This window comes from Neobacillus vireti (genome assembly GCF_001026695.1).
In the GTDB taxonomy this organism is placed as follows: Bacteria; Bacillota; Bacilli; order Bacillales; family Cytobacillaceae; genus Neobacillus; species Neobacillus vireti.
Genome location: NZ_LDNB01000012.1, coordinates 203730 through 227493, shown reverse-complemented (window position 1 = coordinate 227493; position 23764 = coordinate 203730). Strand labels below are relative to the sequence as shown.

The 23764-nt window shown below is 40.0% G+C and carries 17 protein-coding genes, 3 pseudogenes and 1 riboswitch; of the genes and pseudogenes, 7 read left to right on the top strand and 13 right to left on the bottom strand.

Features of this window, described 5'->3' with window-relative positions:
• The first annotated feature begins 11 nt into the window (after positions 1–11).
• Together AA980_RS14080 and AA980_RS14075 are read left to right on the top strand one after the other, a co-directional pair.
• The gene (locus tag AA980_RS14080; protein ID WP_024029772.1) at positions 12–956 is read left to right on the top strand and encodes a DUF1385 domain-containing protein; all 945 of its coding nucleotides are present in this window, start codon (positions 12–14) and stop codon (positions 954–956) included.
• Positions 957–1013: 57 nt separating this feature from the next.
• On the top strand, positions 1014–1406 hold the full coding sequence (locus AA980_RS14075; protein ID WP_328586712.1) for an SA1362 family protein: 393 nt from the start codon (positions 1014–1016) through the stop codon (positions 1404–1406).
• Positions 1407–1604: 198 nt separating this feature from the next.
• Here the strand turns inward: AA980_RS14075 and AA980_RS14070 are convergent, their stop codons facing one another.
• The 9 genes and pseudogenes from AA980_RS14070 to AA980_RS14030 all read right to left on the bottom strand — a co-directional run bounded on the left by AA980_RS14070 (position 1605) and on the right by AA980_RS14030 (position 12917).
• Complete coding sequence (locus AA980_RS14070; RefSeq protein WP_024029770.1) at positions 1605–2489, bottom strand: patatin-like phospholipase family protein; 885 nt, start codon at positions 2487–2489, stop codon at positions 1605–1607.
• A gap of 150 nt (positions 2490–2639) precedes the next feature.
• On the bottom strand, positions 2640–5054 hold the full coding sequence (locus AA980_RS14065; RefSeq protein WP_024029769.1) for a heavy metal translocating P-type ATPase: 2415 nt from the start codon (positions 5052–5054) through the stop codon (positions 2640–2642).
• 82 nt (positions 5055–5136) lie between these two features.
• Complete coding sequence (copZ, locus tag AA980_RS14060; protein WP_024029768.1) at positions 5137–5343, bottom strand: copper chaperone CopZ; 207 nt, start codon at positions 5341–5343, stop codon at positions 5137–5139.
• A 105-nt stretch (positions 5344–5448) separates the two neighbouring features.
• Positions 5449–6183 carry an urease accessory protein UreH domain-containing protein gene (locus tag AA980_RS14055; RefSeq protein WP_034724613.1) on the bottom strand — a complete coding sequence of 245 codons (735 nt, stop codon included), beginning with the start codon at positions 6181–6183 and terminating at the stop codon, positions 5449–5451.
• A gap of 563 nt (positions 6184–6746) precedes the next feature.
• Positions 6747–7911: pseudogene (locus AA980_RS14050) on the bottom strand (chromate transporter).
• Positions 7912–8253: 342 nt separating this feature from the next.
• Entirely contained in the window at positions 8254–8703 is a 450-nt protein-coding gene (locus AA980_RS14045; RefSeq protein ID WP_024029766.1) for a C40 family peptidase, read from the bottom strand.
• Between the two features lie 232 nt (positions 8704–8935).
• Positions 8936–9538, bottom strand: a pseudogene (locus AA980_RS14040) (hypothetical protein); the annotation flags it as partial.
• A gap of 279 nt (positions 9539–9817) precedes the next feature.
• Positions 9818–11773: pseudogene (locus AA980_RS14035) on the bottom strand (vitamin B12-dependent ribonucleotide reductase); the annotation flags it as partial.
• Between the two features lie 307 nt (positions 11774–12080).
• Positions 12081–12917, bottom strand: coding sequence for a lipoate--protein ligase family protein (locus AA980_RS14030; protein ID WP_024029765.1), 837 nt, complete (start codon positions 12915–12917; stop codon positions 12081–12083).
• Between the two features lie 193 nt (positions 12918–13110).
• Here AA980_RS14030 and AA980_RS14025 point away from each other — a divergent pair, with 193 nt between their 5' ends.
• Positions 13111–13494 (top strand): rhodanese-like domain-containing protein, encoded by a 384-nt coding sequence (locus tag AA980_RS14025; RefSeq protein ID WP_024029764.1) that lies wholly within the window; start codon positions 13111–13113, stop codon positions 13492–13494.
• A gap of 65 nt (positions 13495–13559) precedes the next feature.
• Here AA980_RS14025 and AA980_RS14020 read toward each other — a convergent pair whose 3' ends face one another.
• The 4 genes from AA980_RS14020 to gcvT all read right to left on the bottom strand — a co-directional run bounded on the left by AA980_RS14020 (position 13560) and on the right by gcvT (position 18607).
• Complete coding sequence (locus AA980_RS14020; protein WP_024029763.1) at positions 13560–14570, bottom strand: DUF3231 family protein; 1011 nt, start codon at positions 14568–14570, stop codon at positions 13560–13562.
• Between the two features lie 115 nt (positions 14571–14685).
• A complete protein-coding gene (gene gcvPB / locus AA980_RS14015; RefSeq protein ID WP_024029762.1) occupies positions 14686–16146 on the bottom strand; it encodes an aminomethyl-transferring glycine dehydrogenase subunit GcvPB in 1461 nt (486 codons plus the stop codon).
• On the bottom strand, positions 16139–17485 hold the full coding sequence (gene gcvPA, locus AA980_RS14010; protein WP_024029761.1) for an aminomethyl-transferring glycine dehydrogenase subunit GcvPA: 1347 nt from the start codon (positions 17483–17485) through the stop codon (positions 16139–16141). The genes gcvPB and gcvPA overlap by 8 nt, the downstream gene beginning before the upstream one ends.
• A gap of 21 nt (positions 17486–17506) precedes the next feature.
• Positions 17507–18607, bottom strand: coding sequence for a glycine cleavage system aminomethyltransferase GcvT (gene gcvT, locus AA980_RS14005; protein ID WP_024029760.1), 1101 nt, complete (start codon positions 18605–18607; stop codon positions 17507–17509).
• 184 nt (positions 18608–18791) lie between these two features.
• Positions 18792–18880: riboswitch (glycine riboswitch) on the bottom strand.
• A 154-nt stretch (positions 18881–19034) separates the two neighbouring features.
• Between gcvT and AA980_RS14000 the strand changes: the two genes are divergently transcribed.
• The 4 genes from AA980_RS14000 to comGB all read left to right on the top strand — a co-directional run bounded on the left by AA980_RS14000 (position 19035) and on the right by comGB (position 23753).
• Positions 19035–20723 carry a DEAD/DEAH box helicase gene (locus tag AA980_RS14000; RefSeq protein WP_024029759.1) on the top strand — a complete coding sequence of 563 codons (1689 nt, stop codon included), beginning with the start codon at positions 19035–19037 and terminating at the stop codon, positions 20721–20723.
• Positions 20701–21492: a YqhG family protein gene (locus tag AA980_RS13995; protein WP_024029758.1), complete on the top strand. Its 792-nt coding sequence runs from the start codon at positions 20701–20703 to the stop codon at positions 21490–21492. Before AA980_RS14000 ends, AA980_RS13995 begins: the two co-directional genes overlap by 23 nt.
• A 136-nt stretch (positions 21493–21628) precedes the next feature.
• The gene (gene comGA / locus AA980_RS13990) at positions 21629–22735 is read left to right on the top strand and encodes a competence type IV pilus ATPase ComGA (protein WP_024029757.1); all 1107 of its coding nucleotides are present in this window, start codon (positions 21629–21631) and stop codon (positions 22733–22735) included.
• Positions 22701–23753, top strand: a complete 1053-nt coding sequence (gene comGB, locus AA980_RS13985; protein WP_024029756.1) for a competence type IV pilus assembly protein ComGB — start codon at positions 22701–22703, stop codon at positions 23751–23753. The genes comGA and comGB overlap by 35 nt, the downstream gene beginning before the upstream one ends.
• Positions 23754–23764 lie beyond the last annotated feature (11 nt).

The window sequence follows — 23764 nt, the reverse complement described above, 5'->3', positions numbered from 1 at the left end:
TGTTAAACTACATGTCCAATTCTCAAAAACCTGTTTATGGCGGCCAAGCGGTCGTTGAAGGAGTCATGTTTGGCGGGAAACATCATTATGTGACCGCAGTTCGCAGAAAAGATCGCTCTGTTGAATACTTTCATTTACCGCGGAAAGCAAATCCAGCTTTAACTAGCTTAAAAAAAATTCCGTTTCTTCGAGGAATCATTGCCATTATTGAAGCAAGTGCCAATGGATCAAAACATTTAAACTTTTCGACTGAAAGATTTGATGTCGACCCAAAAGAAGATGATACAATAAAGGAAAAAGAAGTCTCTAAATTGACAATGTATTTAGGAGTTGCTGCGATAGGAGTAATTTCCTTCTTATTTGGAAAATTTGCCTTTACATTAGTCCCTGTTTTCCTAGCAGTTCTAACGAAACCAATATTTCCATCGGATTTTGCACAGGTGTTAGTGGAGGGGTTTTTTAAGCTTGTACTGCTCCTATGCTATATCTATTTTGTCTCGCTTACCCCGCTCATTAAAAGAGTGTTTCAATATCATGGTGCTGAGCATAAAGTAATTAACACCTTTGAATCAGGAGCAGAACTGACCGTTGAAAATGTTCAGGCCCATTCTCGCCTGCATTATCGCTGCGGCAGCAGTTTCATCCTATTTACTGTCATCGTTGGTGTTTTTGTCTATATGCTGGTTCCTACGACACCGCTCTGGTTAAGGGTTGTAGATCGTCTTCTTCTAATACCTGTAGTACTAGGAATTTCTTTTGAAGTCCTTCAGGTTACTAACAAGCTTAGAGATATTCCCGTGTTGAAGTTTTTAGGCTATCCCGGACTTTGGCTCCAGCTGTTAACGACAAAAGAGCCAAATAATGACCAAGTAGAAGTAGCAATTCTTTCCTTTAATGAATTGCTTAGACGAGAAAAGGTAACTGAGTACGAAATAGAAAATAAAGAAATTGTCTAAATCTTAGTTTTCCCGTGTTTAAAAGCTAGTAAAAATGCTTATGATGCTCTTAGGGAGGTGGCTTTCTTGAAAAATCGGACATCAGTTTTTATTGTTGGGGGACTTATCATTCTAGCCTTAGTTGGTCTATTTAGTTCATTTACAGCTAATCCTGCCGGTTTCCTACAGAAAATAGCTGTCTTTGCCATAATCGGTCTGCTCATTTATTTCCTTGTTCGGAAGTTTTCATCTTCAAGCCCACAAAAAAAAGAGCAGCGAGCATTTCTTAAAGCAGCAAAAAAGTCAAAAAAGCGATTGCAGCAAAAGAGCGGGGACGGGGCTGCTAAGACCTCCTCTCTTGGGACGTTAACAACATTAAAGAAGGGCAACAAGATAAAAAAGAAATCTCCTGCTCACCTAACCGTTATTGATGGGAAAAAGGGGAAAAAGAAAAATCGAGCGTCGTTATAGACGTTCGATTTTTTATTAGAAAAGCGGAAGCGCCTTCGGAACAAGCACAGATTGATCCTGTGAAGATTATTCTAAGGAGCTTTCCTTAGTGCTCAGGAGCGACAGGCATAAGACGAGCCGGCGAGAAGGCTGCTTTTTAGCCTTCTTGACGGATTGGCTTATGACCCGAGCTCCTAGGCGCTGGAGCTAGACAGAAATTTAATAACTCCAATTATTTAAAAACTTTTTTGCTTGTTCTCGGCCTATTTCAAATAATTCCCGCTTTTTTTCTTCTGTTAAATTAAATTCGGTTAACGAAACTCCTTCCGCAGTAATAAAAATAATATTTTCCACATGCTTTTTGGAAATATATCTTTGATCATGGGCATCTTTCATCGTCTCAAATAAGGCGCCAAATAATTGAATACCGTTTGTTATTTTATGTTTTTCATGTTCATGTTCACTTGGACTAAGTTTGATACCAAGTACGGGTCTGACCTTTTTTACATTATCCTTATCAAAAAGCCACATCGGAAAATTACTAAGTACTCCCCCATCCACGATTACGCTCATTCCATCCAGTGAACGCAATTTAACTGGTTCAAAAAAATAAGGAATACTGCAACTCATTCTAATTGCTTTTGCGATTGAGAACGAACCTGGTGGTATCCCGTATTTTTCTAAATCATCTGGCAAAACAATCATTTGTCCCTTCGATAGGTCTGAGGCAATCACCCTGAGGGTATTGGGAGGAAGATCGGAGAATGTCCTTAACCCCTTTGCTTCCAGTTTCTCTTTCATCCATTTTTCAAGCTCATTTCCTTTATAGAGTCCTAATCTCCAATATACGAGCAGCCATTTAGCAATCGAAAAGGGAATGATCGATTTACGGGTATCGAGCATTTTGAGTAAATCAAACTCATCCACCAATTGATAAATTTCTTTACTCGTATAACCAGCCGCTATTAAGGCGGCTACAATTGACCCTGCACTTGATCCTGCGACCCTTGCAAACTGAAATCCCCTGTTTTCAATTTCTTCATAGGCACCAACGAGTGTAAATCCTCTAATTCCGCCTCCTGAAAAAACACCGTCTATTTTCATGGCAGTCACTCCTAAAGATGAACTCATTGTTACATCTTTAATCGGCACAATGTGAAAATAGTACGGCGGACAAGGAGAAAATTTTTCAGATAAAAAGGCTGACAATTATATGGCAGCCTGTCAGCCTTTTTCTTTCGTGTTTTCCAATCTTTAAAGTTTCACTTTTTGTAAACGCAAGGCGTTAAGAACAACTGAAACGGAACTGAACGCCATCGCTGCACCGGCCAGCCATGGTGCAAGGAACCCTAGGGCGGCAACAGGAATGCCAAGCGAATTATAAGCCAGTGCCCAGAATACATTTTGCTTAATATTGGTAATGGTTTTCTTACTCATAAAGATTGCGTCCGCAATACTATTTAAATCGCCGCGAATTAGTGTGATATCGGACGCTTCCATCGCAACATCTGTACCGGTCCCGATCGCCATTCCGATGTCAGCAATGGCGAGTGCCGGAGCATCGTTAATCCCATCTCCAACCATAGCAACTTTTTTGCCTTCAGCCTGCAACTTCTTGATTTCATCTGCTTTTCCCTCGGGAAGAACCTCTGCAATTACATGTTCAATCGCTGCCTCGGCAGCGATTGCCTTGGCCGTCTGCTGATTATCACCGGTAATCATGATAACATCAAGTCCCATTTTTTTGAGGCGGCTAATCGCTGTTTTAGAGGTTTCCTTGATCGTGTCCGCCACCGCAACCGTTCCGGCATATTGACCATCTATGGCAGCAAGCATAGCTGTTTTACCTGCTTTTTCTAATTCATCCATTTGAACAAGGGCATTATTAATTTCTACCTTATATTTATTCATTAGTTTTCTCGTACCAACTAAGATTTGCTTTCCGTCCACGATTGCTGTAATTCCAAATCCAGGAATAGCTTCAAATTCTGTGACATCCTTTAATGAAATCCCTTTATCTTTAATCCCTTTAACAATCGCTTGTGCTAGTGGATGTTCTGATTGCTTTTCAGCTGAGCCAACTAATGCTAAAAACTCTTCTTCAACAAATGAATCTTCATTGAGAATATCCGTTAAAATCGGTGTTCCATTTGTTACCGTACCAGTTTTATCCAAAACTACCGTAGCCACACGGTGAGTCATTTCCAGGTGCTCTCCACCCTTAAAGAGGATTCCGTATTCAGCCGCCCGGCCGGAACCTGCCATTATTGAGGTTGGTGTTGCCAATCCTAATGCACAAGGACAAGCAATAACAAGTACGGCAATCATTTTTTCTAAGGCGTCTGCAAAGTCTCCAGGGGCTACCCATACATACCAGATAATAAAAGTGATTACCGCAATTGCTACAACAATTGGCACAAAAACGCCAGATATTTTATCGGCAAGGCGTTGTATAGGAGCTTTTGATCCTTGCGCTTCCTCTACCACTTTAATGATTTGTGCTAGAGCCGTATCCCGGCCAACTTTTGTCGCTTCAATTTGTAAAAACCCATTTTTATTAAGTGTGGCTCCGATTACCTCGTCCCCGATACTCTTATCCACTGGCACACTTTCACCTGTCAGCATTGACTCGTCAACAGCGGAATGCCCTTCAATGATTTTTCCATCCACAGGAATCTTTTCACCGGGCTTAATATACAGGAGATCACCGGCAACTACCTCTTCGATTGGAATTTCTAATTCAATACCATTCCTAACAACTGTTGCAGTCTTTGCCTGTAGACCCATTAATTTTTTGATTGCTTCTGAGGAGCGCCCTTTTGCTTTCGCTTCAAAAAGCTTCCCTAATATAATTAATGTAATGAGGACAGCACTTGTCTCAAAATATAGATCTACGTTATGAGCACTTTCGATAAGCGACATAATTGATAAATATAAACTAAAGAAATAAGCTGCCGATGTACCTAAGGCAACAAGTACATCCATATTGGCACCTTTATTTTTAATTGCCTTATATGCCCCTACGTAAAACTGACCTCCAATAACAAATTGAACTGGTGTAGCCAAAATTAACTGGAACCAAGGATTCATAAACATTTTCGGTACATAAATAAACGAGGTAAACGAAAAGTGGCCAACCATGGCCCATAAAAGTGGCAATGACAATATCGCAGAAAAGATAAATTTTTTCGATTGTTTGGCAATTTCTTTTTGGCGATGGTCACTTGTTTCTTTAGAATCTTCTTTTATTTGGGCTTTATAGCCAAGGGCTTCAACTTTTTTTATGACATCATTACTCGTAAGCATGGAGCCGTTAAACTCAACTGTTGCTTTTTCAAGCGCCAAATTCACATTAGCCTTAACGATACCATCTAACTTATTCAAGCCCTTTTCTATTCTTGTTGCACATGCGGCACAAGTCATTCCAGTGATATCGAACCCTGCCTTCTCCACTACAACATCGTATCCTAAATCTCTGATTTTCTTTTCAATATCAACAACATTTATCTGTGATGGATCATATTTTATTGCGGATTTCTCCAAGGCAAGGTTAACATTTGCTGACTCTACACCAGCTAGTTTATTTAGACCCTTTTCAATTCTTGTCGCACATGCGGCACAGGTCATACCCGATATTTGCAAATTCGTCTCTTTTAAGCTTTGACTCATAAAAGCCAACTCCTTATACCCCATATAGGTATATATTTTTGCGAAAAGAACGTGCTAATAGTTAGCACGTCTTTTCACTTTATTATTTTACGTCGTAACCTTGATCATCAATGGTTTCTTTAATTTCATCCAATGAAACCTTTTGCTGGTTATATTCCACATCAACTGTAGCTGCTTTTAAGTTTACCTTTACAGAACCAACACCGTTTAGTGCGCTTACACTTCCTTCTACTGCTTTCACACAATGATCACAAGACATTCCTTGAACGTTTAGTGTTACTCTTTCCATCAATAATCTCTCCTTTTATTAGCTTTTTATTATGCCTTGCTTTATTTCATTCTACTATACCCCCCTACCCTATGTAAAGGTTTTTTATCAGCCTTCACAATTTGTTCATAACGACCAATAGGTAATGGTATCAAATATTCCTAATAGAAGTATTGCAGTACCTGCTACCCGTTGAATAATGGTACCAAACCTTCTACCTTTTTTCATTAATGCACCGCTTCCGCCAAGGTACCAAATAAGGAAAATGACAAATAATAATGGTAAGGCAGTACCAACCGCAAAGATGGACGGGAGAATAACTCCATAGGAACTTGATAAGACGAGTGGCATTAAGGTGACAAAAAACAAAATAAACATAGTTGGACAAAAAGCAAGTGAAAAACTAAAACCCAGCATAAAAGAACCGAGTGGATTTCCAAGTTCGTTTTCCTTTGACCTCTTAAACAAATTAATTGTCCCAGTTAATTCGATGAAGCCTAACAAATAAATACCCACGATGATTAATAACGGACCAATCAACTTGCGGATCCAAGGAAAATAGAATATTAAGTTTTGTTCGATTCCCTTTCCCAAAAACCACACTAGCCCTCCTAATAATGAAAAGGCTGCTACTTTTCCCAAAGTGAAACTGAAAACATCCCTCCAACTAATTTTCTTTTGAATTGAACTGTTACCATATAGCGTGACAGCACTAATATTCCCCGTAAGCTGGCATGGGGCTAATGCTCCCACGAGTCCTAAGATAAAAGCAAAAAGGATTGGCCATGATTCCAAGCTATGGGCCATCTCGAAAAACGGTTTACTTATAAATGAACTAAATTGGCTCATTAAGCTATACATCGAATCACCTTATATCATTGTAATGGATATCTTGTTACTTAAGTATCTTAAGCTATATAAATAGTAATCTAAGAGTATGAAGATAATATGTAGAGAAAACGACAATTTTGCGTCAACTTTTCATGGTAATTGATCTATATTTTATACTGCAACCCTTATTAGTGCTGCATTAATCTTAGGAGCAGGACAGTAGCCTTCGCAGTGGGAAACAGCGATGCTGGCTTGAGATGCGTTTCAGTTATAGTAAAATAGAAAGGGATAAACCCCACATGAATACGTAAAGGTCTATCCCTAATTAAAGTAGTTTTTTGCCAATTGAGTCTTTATTTATATTTCCGAAGCATTGATTATTTCGTATTCTTTTCTAACTCTTTCAAGGCTTCCGTCAGCTTGTCGTTTAAGGAACCTAAAGCTTCTTTATCAAGTGAGGAAGCTTCCGAACCAGCAAGGGCTTGATCAAGATATTTCCAATTTTTTCAAAGACCTTTGTTATCCTTTTTGACATCGTCCCCAGAAACTTTCCATTCATCTTCTAATTTCGGTCTGGGGGATTCATCCTTTCCTTAAATTAATTCCATAAGCAATCCACCTATTGCCCCAGTCAAAACAATGACCCACGGCGGCAACTTCCAATACACTAACATGCTAAATAATATAGCTGCAAAAGCAAAATCAATGGGAGCAAGTATAGAGCTGGTCCATATCGGTTGGTAAAATGCGGCAATTAAAATTCCTACAACTGCCGAATTTACTCCCATTAACGCCCCTTTTATTTTTGGGTTGCGGCGCAAAGAATCCCAAAATGGTAAAGAACCTAGTACAAGCAAGAATGCTGGCAAGAAAATTGCAATTGTTGCTAATAAACCACCTTGCCATCCATTCATAACAGCTCCCAGGTATGCAGCAAATGTAAATAATGGACCAGGAACAGCTTGTGCAGCACCATATCCAGCTAAAAATTCGTCCTTGCTCAACCATCCAGTAGGGACAAATTCCCTTTCAAGCAATGGTAAAACGACATGTCCACCACCAAAAACTAAAGAACCAGAACGAAAAACTATCAAACATTGCAATCCAATTTAAAGAGGTTACTTCTCTCAAAATAGGTAAAAGGAACAGTAAACAAAAAAACAGAATTAAACACATAGCCGCGAAACCTTTGGATATTGGAATTTGTATTTTTGCATCATTGTCTTCTTTATGTTGTCTATAAAGAAGAAAGCCAATGAATGCCGCTATGATTATAACGCAAACTTGAGTAAATGCTGTCTGCCACAAAAGCGTTCCAACTAAGGCAAATAAAGCTAATGCTTTTCTTTTTAAATCAGGCGTTAGACTTTTCGCCATCCCCAATATGGCATGTGCGACAACTGCAACTGCTACAATTTTTAAACCATGGACCCAGCCAGCATCTCTCACATCCATTCCTTGGAGAATTTGTGCAAAAATAATCATTGCCACAACAGAGGGAAGTGTAAATCCAATAAAGGATACTATACCTCCCAAAATACCTGCCCGCATAACTCCAATCCCAATACCTACTTGGCTGCTAGCTGGACCAGGTAAGAACTGACATAAAGCTACTAAATCAGCATAACTTTTTTCATCCATCCACTTTCTTCTTCGTATATATTCATTATGAAAGTAGCCAAGGTGTGCAATTGGTCCTCCAAATGATGTTAGACCCAGCCTTGTTGAAACCAATAGGATCTCTAGAAGAGACTTAATAGCTTTGTTCTCATTGTTGTTTTTCACTGTATTCTCTCCTTTCCTAGTTTTTAATTTCTTTAAAGACTTCCAAAGGACTTTATCTTCCAAGTTTTCACCTCCGAAAGATAATAAGCACTCCATTATCGATTTCCGATATTGCGAGTATACCAATGGAAATATTATTAAGACTATAACAAAAGATTAAATTTACATTATTTTTACGTTGTGTCTGATGCCTTCAATCGAGAGGACCAAGTACATATGGTGGTTTAAACTCTTAAAATTCCTCATTTTACCTTTAACAGAACCTTGATTGATATAAAAAAGAACACCGGAATACCGATGTTCTTACTAGAGAGTTTATATTCGTTTTGCGCCAATAAATTTTGGATTCCAGTAGCTGTTATTAGTATAGGTTATCATTACACCTTTTGACGAAGAAGCCATAATCATCTTACCTGCGCCTATATACATCGCGACATGTGTTGGTTTACTTGCTTTACTTGGTGCGTAAAACAGTAAGTCACCTGGTTGTATAGAACTTACACGATGTCCTTTTGTATAGTACATTTCAGCCGCTGTACGTGGTAAAACTTTACCAGCCTGAGCGAATGAATATTTTATTAGACCTGAGCAATCGAAGCCTCTTGGTGTTATTCCCCCCCATTTATATGGAACACCGACATTTGCTTTGGCAACTGAAATTGCTTTTGTATGATAATAAGCCGCTTCTGCTTTATCACCCGTTGTGGCAAACACTGAGCTAAGTCCAATTGTAATCGCAAGTGCTGTGATGAATTTTTTTAGCATAATGTTATTCCCCCTTGGCGTGATTTGATACTCATACTATACAAGGAATGAATAACAGCGTCTTCACAGCGAGATTACAATTTAGTTACAAAGTTATATTGATATAGTTTATTGATACTGTGTATTCTTCTTGGTGAGTGACTGGGCGATAAGGTTCTTTTTTGGAGCAGCTTGAACACTTCTTTGAGTAGAAAAAGGATGGAAATATTAATCTCCATCCCTTTTGAAATCCTTATAGACCGCACCTTAATTGTGCACCGCAATTTGTACAGGTATTACACCCGCCGATTTCCTTTACTTTCCCTTTACGGCAGACTGGGCAAGTGTTGCCAACCTCTGAGCCTATTGTTACGTCTGTTGAACGCAGGTCGCTTATGGTATCAACAAGAACAACATGCTGCTTTGGTTTTTCATCAAACATCGATAATTGTTCGTTGGTATTTTCTTCAGCTTTAAGTGTTAAAACCTGAGAATCTCTTGAGCCGTCCACATAGACAGTACCGCCTTTTGCTCCGCCGCGGTATAGACGCTCATATACCTTCTCTACTTGTTCCACACTATAGCCTTTTGGAGCATTTACGGTTTTACTAATGGAACTGTCAATCCAGCGCTGAATCACACATTGGACATCCGCATGTGCTTCAGGAGCAAGTTCCATAGCTGTTACAAACCAATTTGGAAGATTGTTTGCATCTGCATCTGGATGCTGATTCAAATATTCTTCTACGATATCTGCTTTTACTTCAATAAATTTACCTAAACGTCCACTGCGGAAATATGAGAATGAGAAATAAGGTTCTAATCCGGTTGAAACGCCTACCATTGTTCCAGTACTCACGATTGTTACTCTCTATAAAGATATAATAGAGGGCGGGATTATTAGTACCCGCTCCATATGTCGCCATATGGGTCAGACTCTACCTTCAACCATTATCAATGGTTGCCCTACGTATAGTCGTTGAGGGGTCAGCCACGACTTCCCTGCGGATTGACCGCAATCTTAGATTTTTACCTAAACGTACTGGCAAGGTACAGGTACTAAGATATTCTCGGTGTTTCCCGCATACAGTAAGGTTTACGCAGCGCTCTTACGAACACTGGGGGCAATATGTTTACCCGTTGGAGCAACAGTTAGCAAATGTGAATTTCTTATTCCGTTTTCTAAAATCGATTGGCGAACATCTTCGGGCATTTTTTTCATAAAGCCTGTATCGATGAAACCTTGTCGTAACCGATTTGTTTCATTATGTGTATTACCACTTAAGAATGGGAAACTTCCCTTCTCTTTGGCTAATTCAATTGATGTTCGATAAGCTGTTGTAGCAATTGTTTCAAATACTTCATCAACAAGTTTGTTACCTTCAGGTGAACCATACTCTGTTTCACAGTATATCAGCAAATCGTGTAAGCCCATGACACCTAGTCCAACGCGACGCTCACCGAGTGCTTGCTTTTTGTTTTCTTCTAAGAAGTATGGGGTAGCGTTGATGACATTGTCCTGCATCCGGACGCCGACCGCTACTGTTTTCCTTAACTTTTCAAAATCAACTGTTTTAGTTTCCTTATCTGCCATTTCCGCAAGGTTAACAGCAGCAAGATTACAGACGGAAAAAGGCGCGAGAGGCTGCTCACCACACGGATTTGTTGCAACGACTTGCTGTCCATATGCTTTAGCATTTGTCATGTCGTTGGCGTTATCGATAAAAAATATTCCTGGTTCGGCGGAGTAGGTTGCACAAATATTTATCAGATTCCAAAGCTCTCTGGCCTGAATCTTTTTGTACACACGCACTTTGTGTCCGAGCTTTTCCCACTCACGTACGTCACCAACTTGATGCCATTCTTCATTGTAAATTTTCATTTCCTCTTCGTTGTAGTGTTCAACATAAGGGAAACGTAGCTCATACTCACTATCGGTTTCTACTGCTTCCATAAATTCCTTAGTTAAACATACTGATATGTTTGCTCCAGTTAGGAATTCAGGATTATGAACAGTAAAGTTACCACCGGCTGCTAATTTTTCTTCTGCCTCAGCAATGATCTTTTCATCAAACCCACCATAACCTGGAATGTTTTTGTAATTAACAATTCCCTGGTACATTGCAGTTTCCTGTAAAGTTAGCGGGGTGAATTTAAGTTTATCTTTTGCATGTTTCTTAATCGTTTCATCATTTGTATTTTCAATTAAGAATTGTAAAATTCTAGGGTTTTGCATTTTTGAAATAATGAATTCAATAATGTCAGGATGCCAGGACGACAACATAATCATCTGAGCACCTCTGCGACTGCCCCCCTGCTCAACCAAATGCGTCAATTTCGCAATATCATCCAGCCATGAAACCGATCCGGATGATTTTCCATTTACGCCTCTAGCCAAGGTATTACGCGGTCTTAATGTCGAACCATTTGTGCCAACACCACCGCCGCGGCTCATAATCTCCATTACCTGCTTACGATGGTCGGAGATGCCTTCACGAGAGTCTGGAACAAACGGCATCACATAACAATTAAAAAACGTGACGTCGGTATTTGCCCCGGCTCCATACAAAACGCGCCCTGCCGGAATAAAGTTCATTGTCACAAGCTCTTGATAAAACTTATCGAACCACTCCATGCGCTTCTCATCCGTTTCTTCTACCGATGCGAGGCCTGTGGCATTCCGTTTGGCTATTTGCTCGTAGAAAAGCTCTAATGGCTTTTCAATGATATCAAGTGACCGCCAAATAAGTCCTGAACTTGTCTCCTCGGGATCCTCAAGGACACCCCTAAATTCCTCTTCAACCAAAACCTTCGCTTTTTTTCTCTCCCAGTCAATTTCCATAATGGTGCCTAGACCGCGTGCTGGAAATTTTGGATCCTCTTTAATTGTCAAAACAACAAAGTCGCCATTTGTCAGGGTAATTTTTGCCGTGTCTTTAAAGGTGTAGCGGTCAAGCATGACCAATCTTGATACACCCTTGTGAGTTATTTTCATATCTGGGGTAACTGGGTGTACACTGGGGAATAAGCGGATATCCTCATTCAACCTCTCAAAATCAATATTCATTTTTTGTCTAAAAACTACAGACATGAGAACAACTCCTTGTAATAGATTCTAGTAAGTTACGCTTTATCTTGTTGTCTTAATATCCACTAGGTTAACATAGTGAAACATCATAAATCAATATATAGTACCGAAAATATTTTCGACACCACTATATATTGTAGTTAAGGCAAATAATAATGATTTTGTCAAACGCAAAAAAAACTAGATTTTGGAGAAAATGAAAGCATTCAACTGGTATTCGTTAAAAAACAGGATATTTTAACAAATTTCGCACCTTGCCTCATTTTAAAAAAAGGAATAAAACAAAAAGCGGCTATCGCCGCTTTAAAAATTACCGTTTAAAATTCCATTCATCACTTTCATAACGCTCTTTCGCTAACTGCTGAACGTATGCCAATTCTTCTTCGGTTAGTTGATACGGTTCAAGCTCAATATTCAACCCTTCAGCAAAGCCCTTAAAAAAGGCCTCTTTTGCTTCATCAAGTGTGATCCTCCGCGGGCTAATCGCATTGATGGCCACCGCCTTATCCTTAAAGGCCTTCTTCATTCGTTCCTTGACCCGTTCATTAGAGTATTTGAATAGACTGAAAAGCTTATCTTCGTCTAAATCTAAAAGAATCGAGCCGTGCTGCAGAATAACACCCTTTTGCCGCGTCTGTGCACTTCCTGCTACTTTTCTGTCTTCGACGACAAGCTCATACCAGCTCGGGGCATCAAAACAGACAGCAGAGCGCGGGTTTTTCAATGCATCCCTTTCCTCCGGAGTTTTTGGAACCGCGAAATACGCCTCAAGCCCTAAATGGTGAAAACCTTTTAGTATTCCTTCAGAAATGACCCGGTATGCTTCGGTAACGGTCTTGGGCATTTCCGGATGTGCTTCCGACACAATCACACTATATGTAAGCTCATGTTCATGAAGGACTCCCCGCCCGCCAGTAGGTCTTCGGACAAACCCCAGCCCGTGTTCCTTTACGGCCTCCATATCAATTTCCTTTTCAACGTTTTGAAAATAGCCTACAGATAAGGTTGGAGGGTTCCAGCCATAGAAGCGGATTACCGGCGGAAATTTCCCCTCGCTGTGCCAATCAAGTAACGCTTCGTCTAAAGCCATATTAAAAGATGGTGAACTATTCCCCGAATCGATAAATCGCCAAACTTCCTTATTCATTCAAAAACCTCATTTTTATAAAATTATATCAATTTTAGTCTACCAAAATCTGATATGAATTCAAAATGAGATGATTCTGCTATAATTAAATAAGGCAAAAATGAAAAGAATTTTCCTATTCATCTTTATCTTTATCGAAATGACTTATATAATAAAAATTAGTGCAGAAAAGCTTGAAAGGAGCAAAAAGAAGTTGAGTTCACTTTATGTCTTATTAATCATTTTGGCAGCAGTAATTATTTACTCCGTTTTCACCTACTTCTATCAGAAGAGGATTGTTAAAACGGTAACCGAAGAAGAGTTCCGTGCCGGATACAGAAAGGCACAACTAATAGATGTTCGGGAAGCAAACGAATTCGATGGCGGTCATATTTTAGGAGCACGTAATATCCCAATGTCCCAAATGAAAATGCGAATGAAGGAAATTCGCCAGGATATGCCTGTTTACTTGTATTGCCAAAGCGGCATGCGCAGCGCACGTGCAGCACAATTTTTACACAAAAAAGGTTATAAAGACCTAACCCAGCTGCAAGGCGGGTTCAAAAAGTGGTCTGGCAAAGTAAAAGTTAAAAAGTAACATTAAAAGAGGATGTGTAAAAAGGGGTTAACCTTTTTGGACATCCTCTTGTTACATTCCCTTCTTTATGAACTCGTCAGTTTTCGTCTATCTTCAATTTGCGGCGGTTCCTCCATCCACCCATTTTTAATCATGATTTCCCCGCCTTTTTTAGCAAAAGCATAAATATCCAACGCTATCCGAGCCATTGTCATTGGTAAATCACTTCGTAAGCTAAATGCTCCCCCGAGTGCATTACTCCCAAGGCCAAAAGTGCTTAACAAGTTGGTGATATACATCATCAACTTATCTGAAAATGGGGCTACTGTGGAATTGGTGGCTTTCCCAGCAGGTGTAGCCGGTGGTTCAATAAAATCTTCACGTAAAAATTCACCTAATGTGGTTTCAATTTTCATTGATAATTGCATGCCCTTAACAAAATATTCTTTCACCTGTTTATCTTTTGCAACTTGGGCGAAGCCAATCATTAATTGCAAACCCACTAAGTTTGTCTCAATCGCATGATGGATCAGTGAAACTTCAATTGTATTTAAGGATCTTGTCTTATTTAATATGTTATAACCAGATAAATAATCATTATCTTGAACAAATGTAACCTCCTTTGGCATGGACACATATGGCGAACGAACAAGAATCCCCTTCTCCAAAAGAATTTTTGTTACCATTTCTAATTCCTCTTGGGAGTTATCAGTCAATTTCTTAAATAAATCTCTGATATCTTGACGGAACGACATCGTTGAGTAGAGCGCAAAAAGACTAATTCCAATTTTATTTATCATTTGTAAAAACAGTAAATCATAAAGATGATCGAATAATTTAGGTTTATTTTTATAAATATCATTTTCAGTGAAGCCAATCGGGACAACTGCTCCCTCTTCCTTAAAAATAGTACTAATAGTCTCGACGGCTTGTTTCGAAAAATCGTGACTTGATTGCAATAGTTGTTGAATTTCTTGTTCTTCAACATGTTCAAGTAAATGTTCGAGTACCCTCATGAGCATCGTTTTGTCCTGATAGGTCATCCACAGGTTTCCTAATTCAGATGCAGTCAATGGAATATGGTTTGAATCAGCCATTTTTTGCCCTCCTTGTCTTATTTTTATTATTTACCCAAGAATAAAAAAAAATTATAATCACCGTCGAGAAAAAAAACAGAGTCAGATTCATTATCCGAATCTGACTCAATACTTTTTATTTTTTTTGAAATTTTAAAATTGGCTTCCGTGCTGCCATCGTTTCGTCCAATCGACCCACAACCGTCGTATGCGGTGCCTCTTGCACTACCTCTGGGTTTTCTTCCGCTTCTTTGGCAATTTGAATCATGATATCGACAAATGAATCGAGCGTCTCTTTTGATTCTGTTTCTGTCGGTTCAATCATGATACATTCTTCCACGTTTAATGGGAAGTAGATGGTTGGCGGATGGTAGCCGAAATCAAGCAGGCGCTTCGCAATATCCAAAGTACGCACACCTAATTTTTTCTGGCGTTTACCGCTTAGGACAAACTCGTGCTTACAATGCTTTTCAAATGGCAGATCGTAATGCTCAGCTAATCTTCTCATCATGTAGTTAGCGTTTAATACTGCATATTCCGTTACCGCTTTTAAGCCGTCAGGACCCATGGAGCGGATGTAAGTATAAGCACGAACATTAATGCCAAAGTTGCCGTAGAATGGCTTCACACGGCCAATCGATTGCGGGCGGTCATAATCCAGCACAAACTCTTCGCCGCGCTTCGAGATAATTGGCTTCGGCAGGAATGGAATTAAGTCTGCCTTGACCCCAACCGGACCTGAACCAGGACCGCCGCCTCCGTGAGGGCCAGTAAAGGTTTTATGAAGATTTAAGTGAACCACGTCAAAGCCCATATCACCAGGTCTAGCTTTTGAAAGAACTGCGTTCAGGTTCGCTCCATCATAATAAACCTTTCCACCTGCTTGGTGAACGATTTCAGCGATTTCTAGAATTTCCTCTTCAAATAATCCAAGCGTATTTGGATTTGTAAGCATAAGGGCAGCCGTATCTTCCCCGACAACCCGTCTTAAATCCTCAAGGTCTACAAGGCCCTGATCAGTTGATTTTACCGTAATCGTATCAAAACCTGCAATCGTTGCAGACGCTGGGTTCGTACCATGAGCGGAATCAGGAACGATTACCTTTGTTCGTTTCATATCACCGTTTGCTTCATGATAGGCACGGATTAGCATTAATCCGGTCCATTCTCCGTGCGCACCTGCAGCTGACTGTAATGTCACTTCATCCATGCCGGTTATTTCAATTAAATGCTCCTGCAAATCGTATAATAGCCCGAGTGCACCTTGGACAGAGCTTTCGTCCTGGAGCGGATGTACATGGGCAAACCCGTTATAACGAGCAACATTTTCATTAATTTTTGGATTGTATTTCATTGTACAAGAGCCTAATGGATAAAAACCTGAGTCTAGGCCATGGTTTCTCTTTGAAAGAGCGGTATAGTGACGCATGATATCAAGTTCAGAAACCTCTGGGAGCTCAGCTTCTTCTTCCCGTAAATAACCCTCCGGAAGAAGACTGGCCAAATCTAATTCTTGTACATCCATTTCAGGGAGACTGTATCCAATTCGGCCAGGTGTACTAGATTCAAAAATGAGTGCTTGATCTTGATTATGCATGCAAATCCCCCAATTCTCTCACAAAAATATCGATTTCTTCCTTCGTCCTTTGTTCTGTTACCGCAATCAGCATATGGTTAGCAAGCTCTGAATAGTCACGTCCTAAATCATAGCCGCCGATGATTCCATTTTGTAACAGTTTTTGATTTACTTCCTTCACTGGCTTGTTTAATTTGACGACAAATTCATTGAAGGAATGACCATCATAAACGATTTCAAAACCAGCTTCTTTAAAAGCAGTTTTTGCATAGTGAGCCTTCTGCAAATTAGCGGCAGCCATTTCACGGACACCTTTTTTACCAAGGGCTGTCATCGCAACTGATGCTGCAAGAGCGTTTAGCGCTTGATTAGAACAAATATTGGATGTCGCTTTTTCACGCCGGATATGTTGCTCACGCGCTTGAAGCGTTAAAACAAATCCACGGCGGCCTTGATCATCTACTGTCTGTCCAACAAGACGACCTGGTACTTTTCTCATTAATTTATTCGTGACAGCAAAATACCCGCAGTGCGGTCCGCCAAATGCAGTTGGGATTCCGAACGGCTGCGCATCGCCAGTCACAATATCAGCTCCAAATTTTCCTGGAGGCGTTAATAAACCTAGCGATAATGGATTGCTGTTGACAACAAACAACCCCTTACTAGCATGAGTGATTTCTTCCACTTCTTTTAACGGCTCGATTCTGCCAAAGAAGTTTGGATATTGGACGATTACCGCTGCCACATCATCATTTACTAACCCTTTTAATGCTTCAACATCAGTTATGCCGTTCTTTACAGGTACTTCTACTACTTCTAGGTACTGTCCTTTGGCATATGTTTTAAGAACGTCACGATACTCCGGATGGACGGCGCTTGAAACAAGAATGGTTTTCCGCTTAGTATGACCGGCACTTAGCATCGCTGCTTCAGCAAGAGCTGTTCCGCCATCGTACATCGAGGAATTGGCTACATCCATTCCTGTTAATTCACAAATCATCGTTTGGAATTCAAAAATCGCTTGCAGCTCCCCTTGAGAAATTTCCGGCTGATAAGGCGTGTAAGCTGTATAAAATTCAGAACGAGAGATAACATGATCCACGATAACAGGCATGTAATGGTCATAAACACCTGCACCTAGAAAAGATACATTTCGTTTAAGGTCGGCATTGCGGTCTGCTAAAAGAAAAAGTTCTTTCATTAGCGCGGTCTCAGACTTCGCCGCTTTAATATTATACTCACCCTTGAATCTTACTTTCTCAGGAATATCGCTAAACAGCTCATCAATTGAAGAAACACCAATCGTTTCAAGCATTGCCCTCTTATCTTCTTCAGTCATAGGTAAATAGCGATGTTTCATAAACCTAACTCCCTTCATGTTTTACTTTTCTCTTTTATAAAAAGGTGTTGGAACTACTGCAGCTTTTACACGTTTGCCGCGAATTTCCACTTCGATCTCAGTATCAAGGCCTGCAAATTCAGTTTTAATTAGTACAAGACCAATATTTCTCTTTGATGTAGGTGGCTGCGTGCCAGTTGTTACTTCACCAATCAGCTCATCACCTTTATAAACAGGGTAACCGTGACGAGGAATTCCGCGGTCAATCATTTCGATTCCAACCAATTTTCTCGATAAACCATTTTCCTTTTGCTGTTTTAGTGCATGTTTCCCAATAAAATCAGCTTCTTTATTTAATTTCACCGCAAAGCCAATCCCTGCTTCAAGCGGAGAAATTTCTGGTGAAAGCTCCTGTCCGTAAAGGGCTAGATTTGCTTCAAATCTTAGCGTGTCGCGCGCTCCCAACCCAACCGGCACGACGCCGTCTTCTTCTCCTGCAGTTAGAATTGCTCTCCAAATTTCAACAACATAACTTGCATCACAATAAACCTCAAAGCCATCTTCACCGGTATAACCCGTCCTTGAAACAAGTGTCTTTTTACCATTTATGATTACTTCTTGTTGAAATTTGAAAAAGCCGATTTCACTTAAATTGGTGTCAGTAAGCTTTTGCAATGTTGTTTCAGCAAGCGGTCCTTGAAGAGCGAGCTGAGCTGTTTTCTCTGACAGGTTTACAATGCTGACATCACCTTCTAAATGCTCTTCCATCCATTTGTAATCCTTTTCAATATTGGATGCGTTTACAACAAGCAGATAATGGTTGTCATCGATTTTATAAACAAGGAGGTCGTCGACTGTACCGCCGTCATTATAGCACATCGCTGTGTATTGAGCCCCGCCGTTTTTTATTCTAGATATGTCATTGGTCATCATTTTTTGCAAGTAGCTTAAGCTGTCAGGACCTTTTACTTCTACTTCTCCCATATGTGAAACATCGAATAAGCCAGCACGGGTACGAACAGCTTCATGTTCTTCCTTTATGCTTGAAAATTGGACTGGCAGCTCCCAGCCTCCGAAATCAATCGTTTTTCCACCGTATTCCTTATACACTTCAAAAAGCGGCGTACGTTTTAATTCAGTCACGATAAATCCCCCTTCGATTTTCTAATTCTTGAATTATTTGTAAGAGGCCGAAATAGGACAAGCAAAAAAGGACAGAAACCTCCCTTGAAAGATAAGAAGGTCTCTGTCCTTGCACCTGAAAGTTTACCTAAAACGGCTTTCCCCTTTGGTGGCTCACATCAACGGTGAGCACTCTCCAGAGCTGCGTCAAACAAGAGTTCTTTTGCCTGAGAGATTCACATCATCTGCTTGCTCCTTCGGCGCTACAAAGGTAGTCTCTCCCCTTGTTGTCATTCGCATTTATAATATTATCCAATTTGGTCATACTAAATTATACTTCTAATTTAAATTTCCTTATTAAAATATTTTAAACTTTCAAAGCTATTATCATCCTACCATTAAAACAATACATTGGGCAATATCTTTTGTATCAAAGGGAGCTGAAATAATGTCAGTCGAAATTGAATTTGATTCCTCTTGGCAGGATGATTTTTTACATAGGATTGAGAATGATGGTCCATGGGGGAATTGGGAGCTTTTTAAACTAGCAATCGGCGTCGAAAACCATCTTGTCATCCCAGAGTTCGAGGGCTTAATGGCCCCAAGTCATTTGTCTAATTTAACCCCGCTCCCCCACCAGCTCGAAACGGCTAAACAGGTAATTGAAAACATGAATGGAAAAGCAATTCTAGCTGATGAGGTTGGACTAGGAAAGACCATTGAAGCTGGATTAATTTTAAAAGAATACATGATTCGCGGACTAGTGAAAAAAGTGTTAATTCTCGTTCCGGCCTCGTTAGTTACACAATGGGCGATTGAATTAAACAGCAAGTTTTTTATCCCAGCGATTACCCAAAGAAAAAGCTATGTTTGGGAACAATGTGATATTGTTGTTTCGTCCATCGATACAGCCAAGCGTAATCCTCACAGAGAGATCATCTACAAGCAGGATTACGATTTAATTATCATTGATGAAGCCCATAAGCTGAAAAATAATAAAACGAAAAACTACGAGTTTGTTCAAAACCTAAAAAAGAAATTTTGTTTATTATTAACGGCAACACCCATTCAAAATCGAATTGAAGAAATTTTTAACCTTGTCTCCCTGTTAAAACCGGGTCATTTAGGCAGTGAGTCTAGCTTTTATGAAAAATATAAACGCGATGCAAGGTCGTTAAATGATGATGAGCATTTAAAGGAATTAGTGAACAAAGTCATGATTCGGAACCGGCGTGCCGATACGGGCATTGAATGGACAAAAAGGCATGTTGAAACCATTCCAATTGAATTTTCAGCAGCTGAGAAGGATTTATATGAATCGATAACTGCTCTTAAAAGTGAGGGTGATTGGTTGCAGACAAGTTCTTTCTCAGTGATGACATTGCAGCGCGAAGCCTGCAGCAGCAGGGAAGCTGTTTTTTATACACTTAAGAATATGCTCCAGAAGAAAGAGAATCCGACACCAGCCTTTGAGAATCAAATCCAATACCTGATTAAAAAAGTCGAAGCCGTCGGGCAAAATTCGAAGGCGGAAAAAGCGCTTGAATTGATTCAAAAGGTAAATGATAAGGTTATTATTTTCACTGAATATCGCGCCACGCAGATGTACCTGCAATGGTATTTAAAGCAGCACGGCATCTCCTCCGTCCCCTTCCGCGGCGGGTTTAAGCGAGGCAAAAAGGATTGGATGCGGGAATTATTTCAAAAGCATGCCCAGGTTCTGATTGCGACTGAAGCAGGCGGCGAAGGAATTAATCTGCAATTTTGCAACCATATAATTAACTTTGATTTACCGTGGAATCCGATGCGACTTGAACAGAGAATTGGAAGGATTCATCGTCTTGGCCAAGAAAAGGACGTCATGATTTATAATTTTGCGATTAAAAATACTGTCGAAGAACATATCTTAAAGCTTCTATATGAAAAAATTGAGTTATTTGAGCGGGTCGTCGGCGAGCTTGATGATATCTTAACAAAGCTGGAATTCGGCAATATCGAGGATCATTTAATCGATATTTTCGGTCAGTCCGCGTCAGAAGGCGAGATGAGAATTAAAATGGAAAACCTATCATCCATGATTGAGTTTGCAGAAGAAATGAAGAAAGGTGATTCACATGCAGCAGCAGGAAATTCATAATTTTCTTTTAAACTATTTTCAGGCAAATGAATGCCCGATCCTTGAAAACCACCTAGGATTTATAACTGTACAGTTGACCATCGAACTTGATAAAGAACTCATGAACCGGCCATTTTACTGGCATTATTTAGAGAAAACCGGCGGGGTGCCGAATCCGATGATTCTTACTTTTATTACCAACAAGGAGGCAGCTCCCGAGAAATTAAAAGGTGAAATCATTCATTTTGGATCACCAAGGCTGCATCAAATTTTTAGTTCGACAAAAAATTTATCACGGTACATTCGTCTATATGAAAACCATCCGTATCATAATAGTCAAACCCCTTTGTTGCCATGGCTTTGTATGAATTTAAAAATTTCTTATCAATGTGACCGGAAGCGCGATGTTTTTAAGTCCATTGGCCTTCAGCTGATTAATGGACAAATGGTCGAAAACTTCCATGACCGCCTGCAGCAAATAACGCTGACACCAAAAATACCGGATTATTCCTTTACCCTATCCCCGCTAGTAAAGCCAAAAAGCGGGATGTCGCGAATTGAAAAATATCTTCGATCGGTAATTGAAAGCGAAGAACATTCATGGGCCGAGGAAGCAAGAATGCGCTGGAATCAAGATTTGCGGCTATTAGATCATTTTTATGAAGATATAGAAGAAGAAAATGAGAGCTATGAAACAGAAAAAAAAGCTCTCCAGGAACAATACGAACCCAAAATCAACATCTCCTTCATCAACGGCGGACTCTTTTATTTAACAGAAAAAGCCATATAAACGATTAGGGTGTCAGGCACCATGTGAATTTTTCACATGGTGCCTGACATCTTTTGTCCATTTTTTGACAATAGCAAAAATAAAAAATAAAATAAATTAAATTTAAGGAAGGAAAAGGTGGAATGTTGTCGAATATATGCAGAGACAAAATAAAAAGGTGGTGTTACTCATTGTTAGTGCAATTGAAATATTAGCAAATCGGATTGTAACAGATGCAGCACGGAACCAGGCGACAGATATTCATATCGTTCCAAGAAAGAAAGACACACTCGTTCAGATCCGTTTAACGAACAAACTTATTCCCCGGCTATCCCTTCCTAAAGATGAATGCGACAGATTAATCTCACATTTTAAATTCACAGCCAATATGGATATCGGAGAGAGACGACGCCCGCAAAGCGGCGCAATTTTTTGTGAAGTAGACGGACAATTAATGGGTCTTAGACTTTCAACACTGCCATCAAACAACAGAGAAAGCCTTGTGATAAGGCTTTTACCTCAACAAGAACAGATTCCTTTTCATCAGCTCTCATTATTCCCTGCAATGACACGAAAACTGCTAGCTCTTCTCAAACACGCACATGGATTAATTATATTCACCGGGCCAACAGGCAGCGGCAAGACTACAACGCTCTATTCCCTATTAAACGAAACGGCCCACTTATTTCATCGTAATGTCATTACACTTGAAGATCCTATCGAAAAAAACTATGACTCTGTCCTGCAAGTTCAAGTGAACGAAAAAGCGGGGGTTACTTATGCTGCCGGCCTGAAGGCGATTCTTCGCCATGATCCTGACATTATCATGGTGGGTGAAATCAGGGATGCAGAGACTGCGAAAATAGCCGTCCGTGCGGCGCTCACCGGGCATTTGGTGCTTTCAACGATGCATACCCGAGATGCTAAAGGAGCTGTATATCGTCTCCGTGAATTTGGTGTGAATTGGTTAGAGGTCGAGCAGACATTAATCGCCGTTACCGCCCAAAGATTAGTAGAACTTACCTGCCCTTTTTGTAATGGCGAGTGTACGCCATTTTGTTATTCTTACGGCAGATGGAAAAGGGCCAGTGTGTTTGAGCTTTTATCCGGCAGAAATTTAAATGCCGCCATGAAGGCAGCAAAGGGCGAACAAATTGAAACACATTACCGTACGATTAAAGACGTGATTAACAAGGGAATCGCTCTCGGATACATCCAGGAGTCCGAATATGAACGGCTGGTGTATGATGATGAAACGTCCTAAATGGACTGTAAATGAACAAGCACGTTTCTTGAAAAGAACAGGTGAATTACTAGCCAGGGGATATCCAATTGCGGAAGCAATTGAGTCCATAGCATTACAATTACCGACTAAACGAAAGGAGGAATTAAATGGTTGTTTAGTAGAGTTGAGAAATGGCTTACCGTTTCATGATGTCTTAAGCAATCTCAGTTTTCACAAAGACTTAATTGGTTATGTTTATTTCGCTGAGCAGCATGGCAGTTTCGCCGATGCCTTACTTGAAGGCAGCGAACTCGCGTTATTAAAGGATAAGGATTTACGGAAACTGTTAAAATTACTTCAATATCCATTACTGCTTATTACAATTACCGGCTTTCTATTTGTATTTGTCGAAAACACATTGCTGCCAAAGTTTACAAGCCTTTTTTCATCCCTTGGTCTTGAAGCCAATTTTTTCACGAAGGTGATTTATGCTTTTGATCAATATTTCCCCATTATGATTGGGTCTGTGCTGATTATCCTTTTAATAGGGGTATTCTATTATTTGCTTGTATTTCGTAAGCTCTCCGTTCTAAAGCAAAGGTCACAGCTCGTTCGCATTCCAATTGTCGGCAAGATCCTCAAATTATTGTTTACCCACTACTTTTCCATTCAACTAAGCTTCCTATTATCCGGTGGAATATCCGTCTCTGAAGCCCTGCTGCTTTTTGAAAAAAACAAAAGACAACCTTTTTACAGCGGGCTGGCACAGGAAATAAAATATAAACTCTTGACCGGAGAAAAGTTGGAAACCATTCTCGGAAATTTTTCATTTTTCGAAAGAGAATTTCCAATGATTGTTAAACACGGTCAGGAAAATGGAAAATTAGAACAGGAGTTGTTATTTTTCAGCAAACACTGTGTAACAAATATGGAGGATATGATTGAAAGAAGCTTCAAAACCATCCAGCCGATTCTTTATCTCTTTATTGGATTTCTGGTCGTCTCGATGTATTTAGCAATCCTATTACCTATGTTTCACCTGCTTGATGGCATATAAAAAATGGAGGT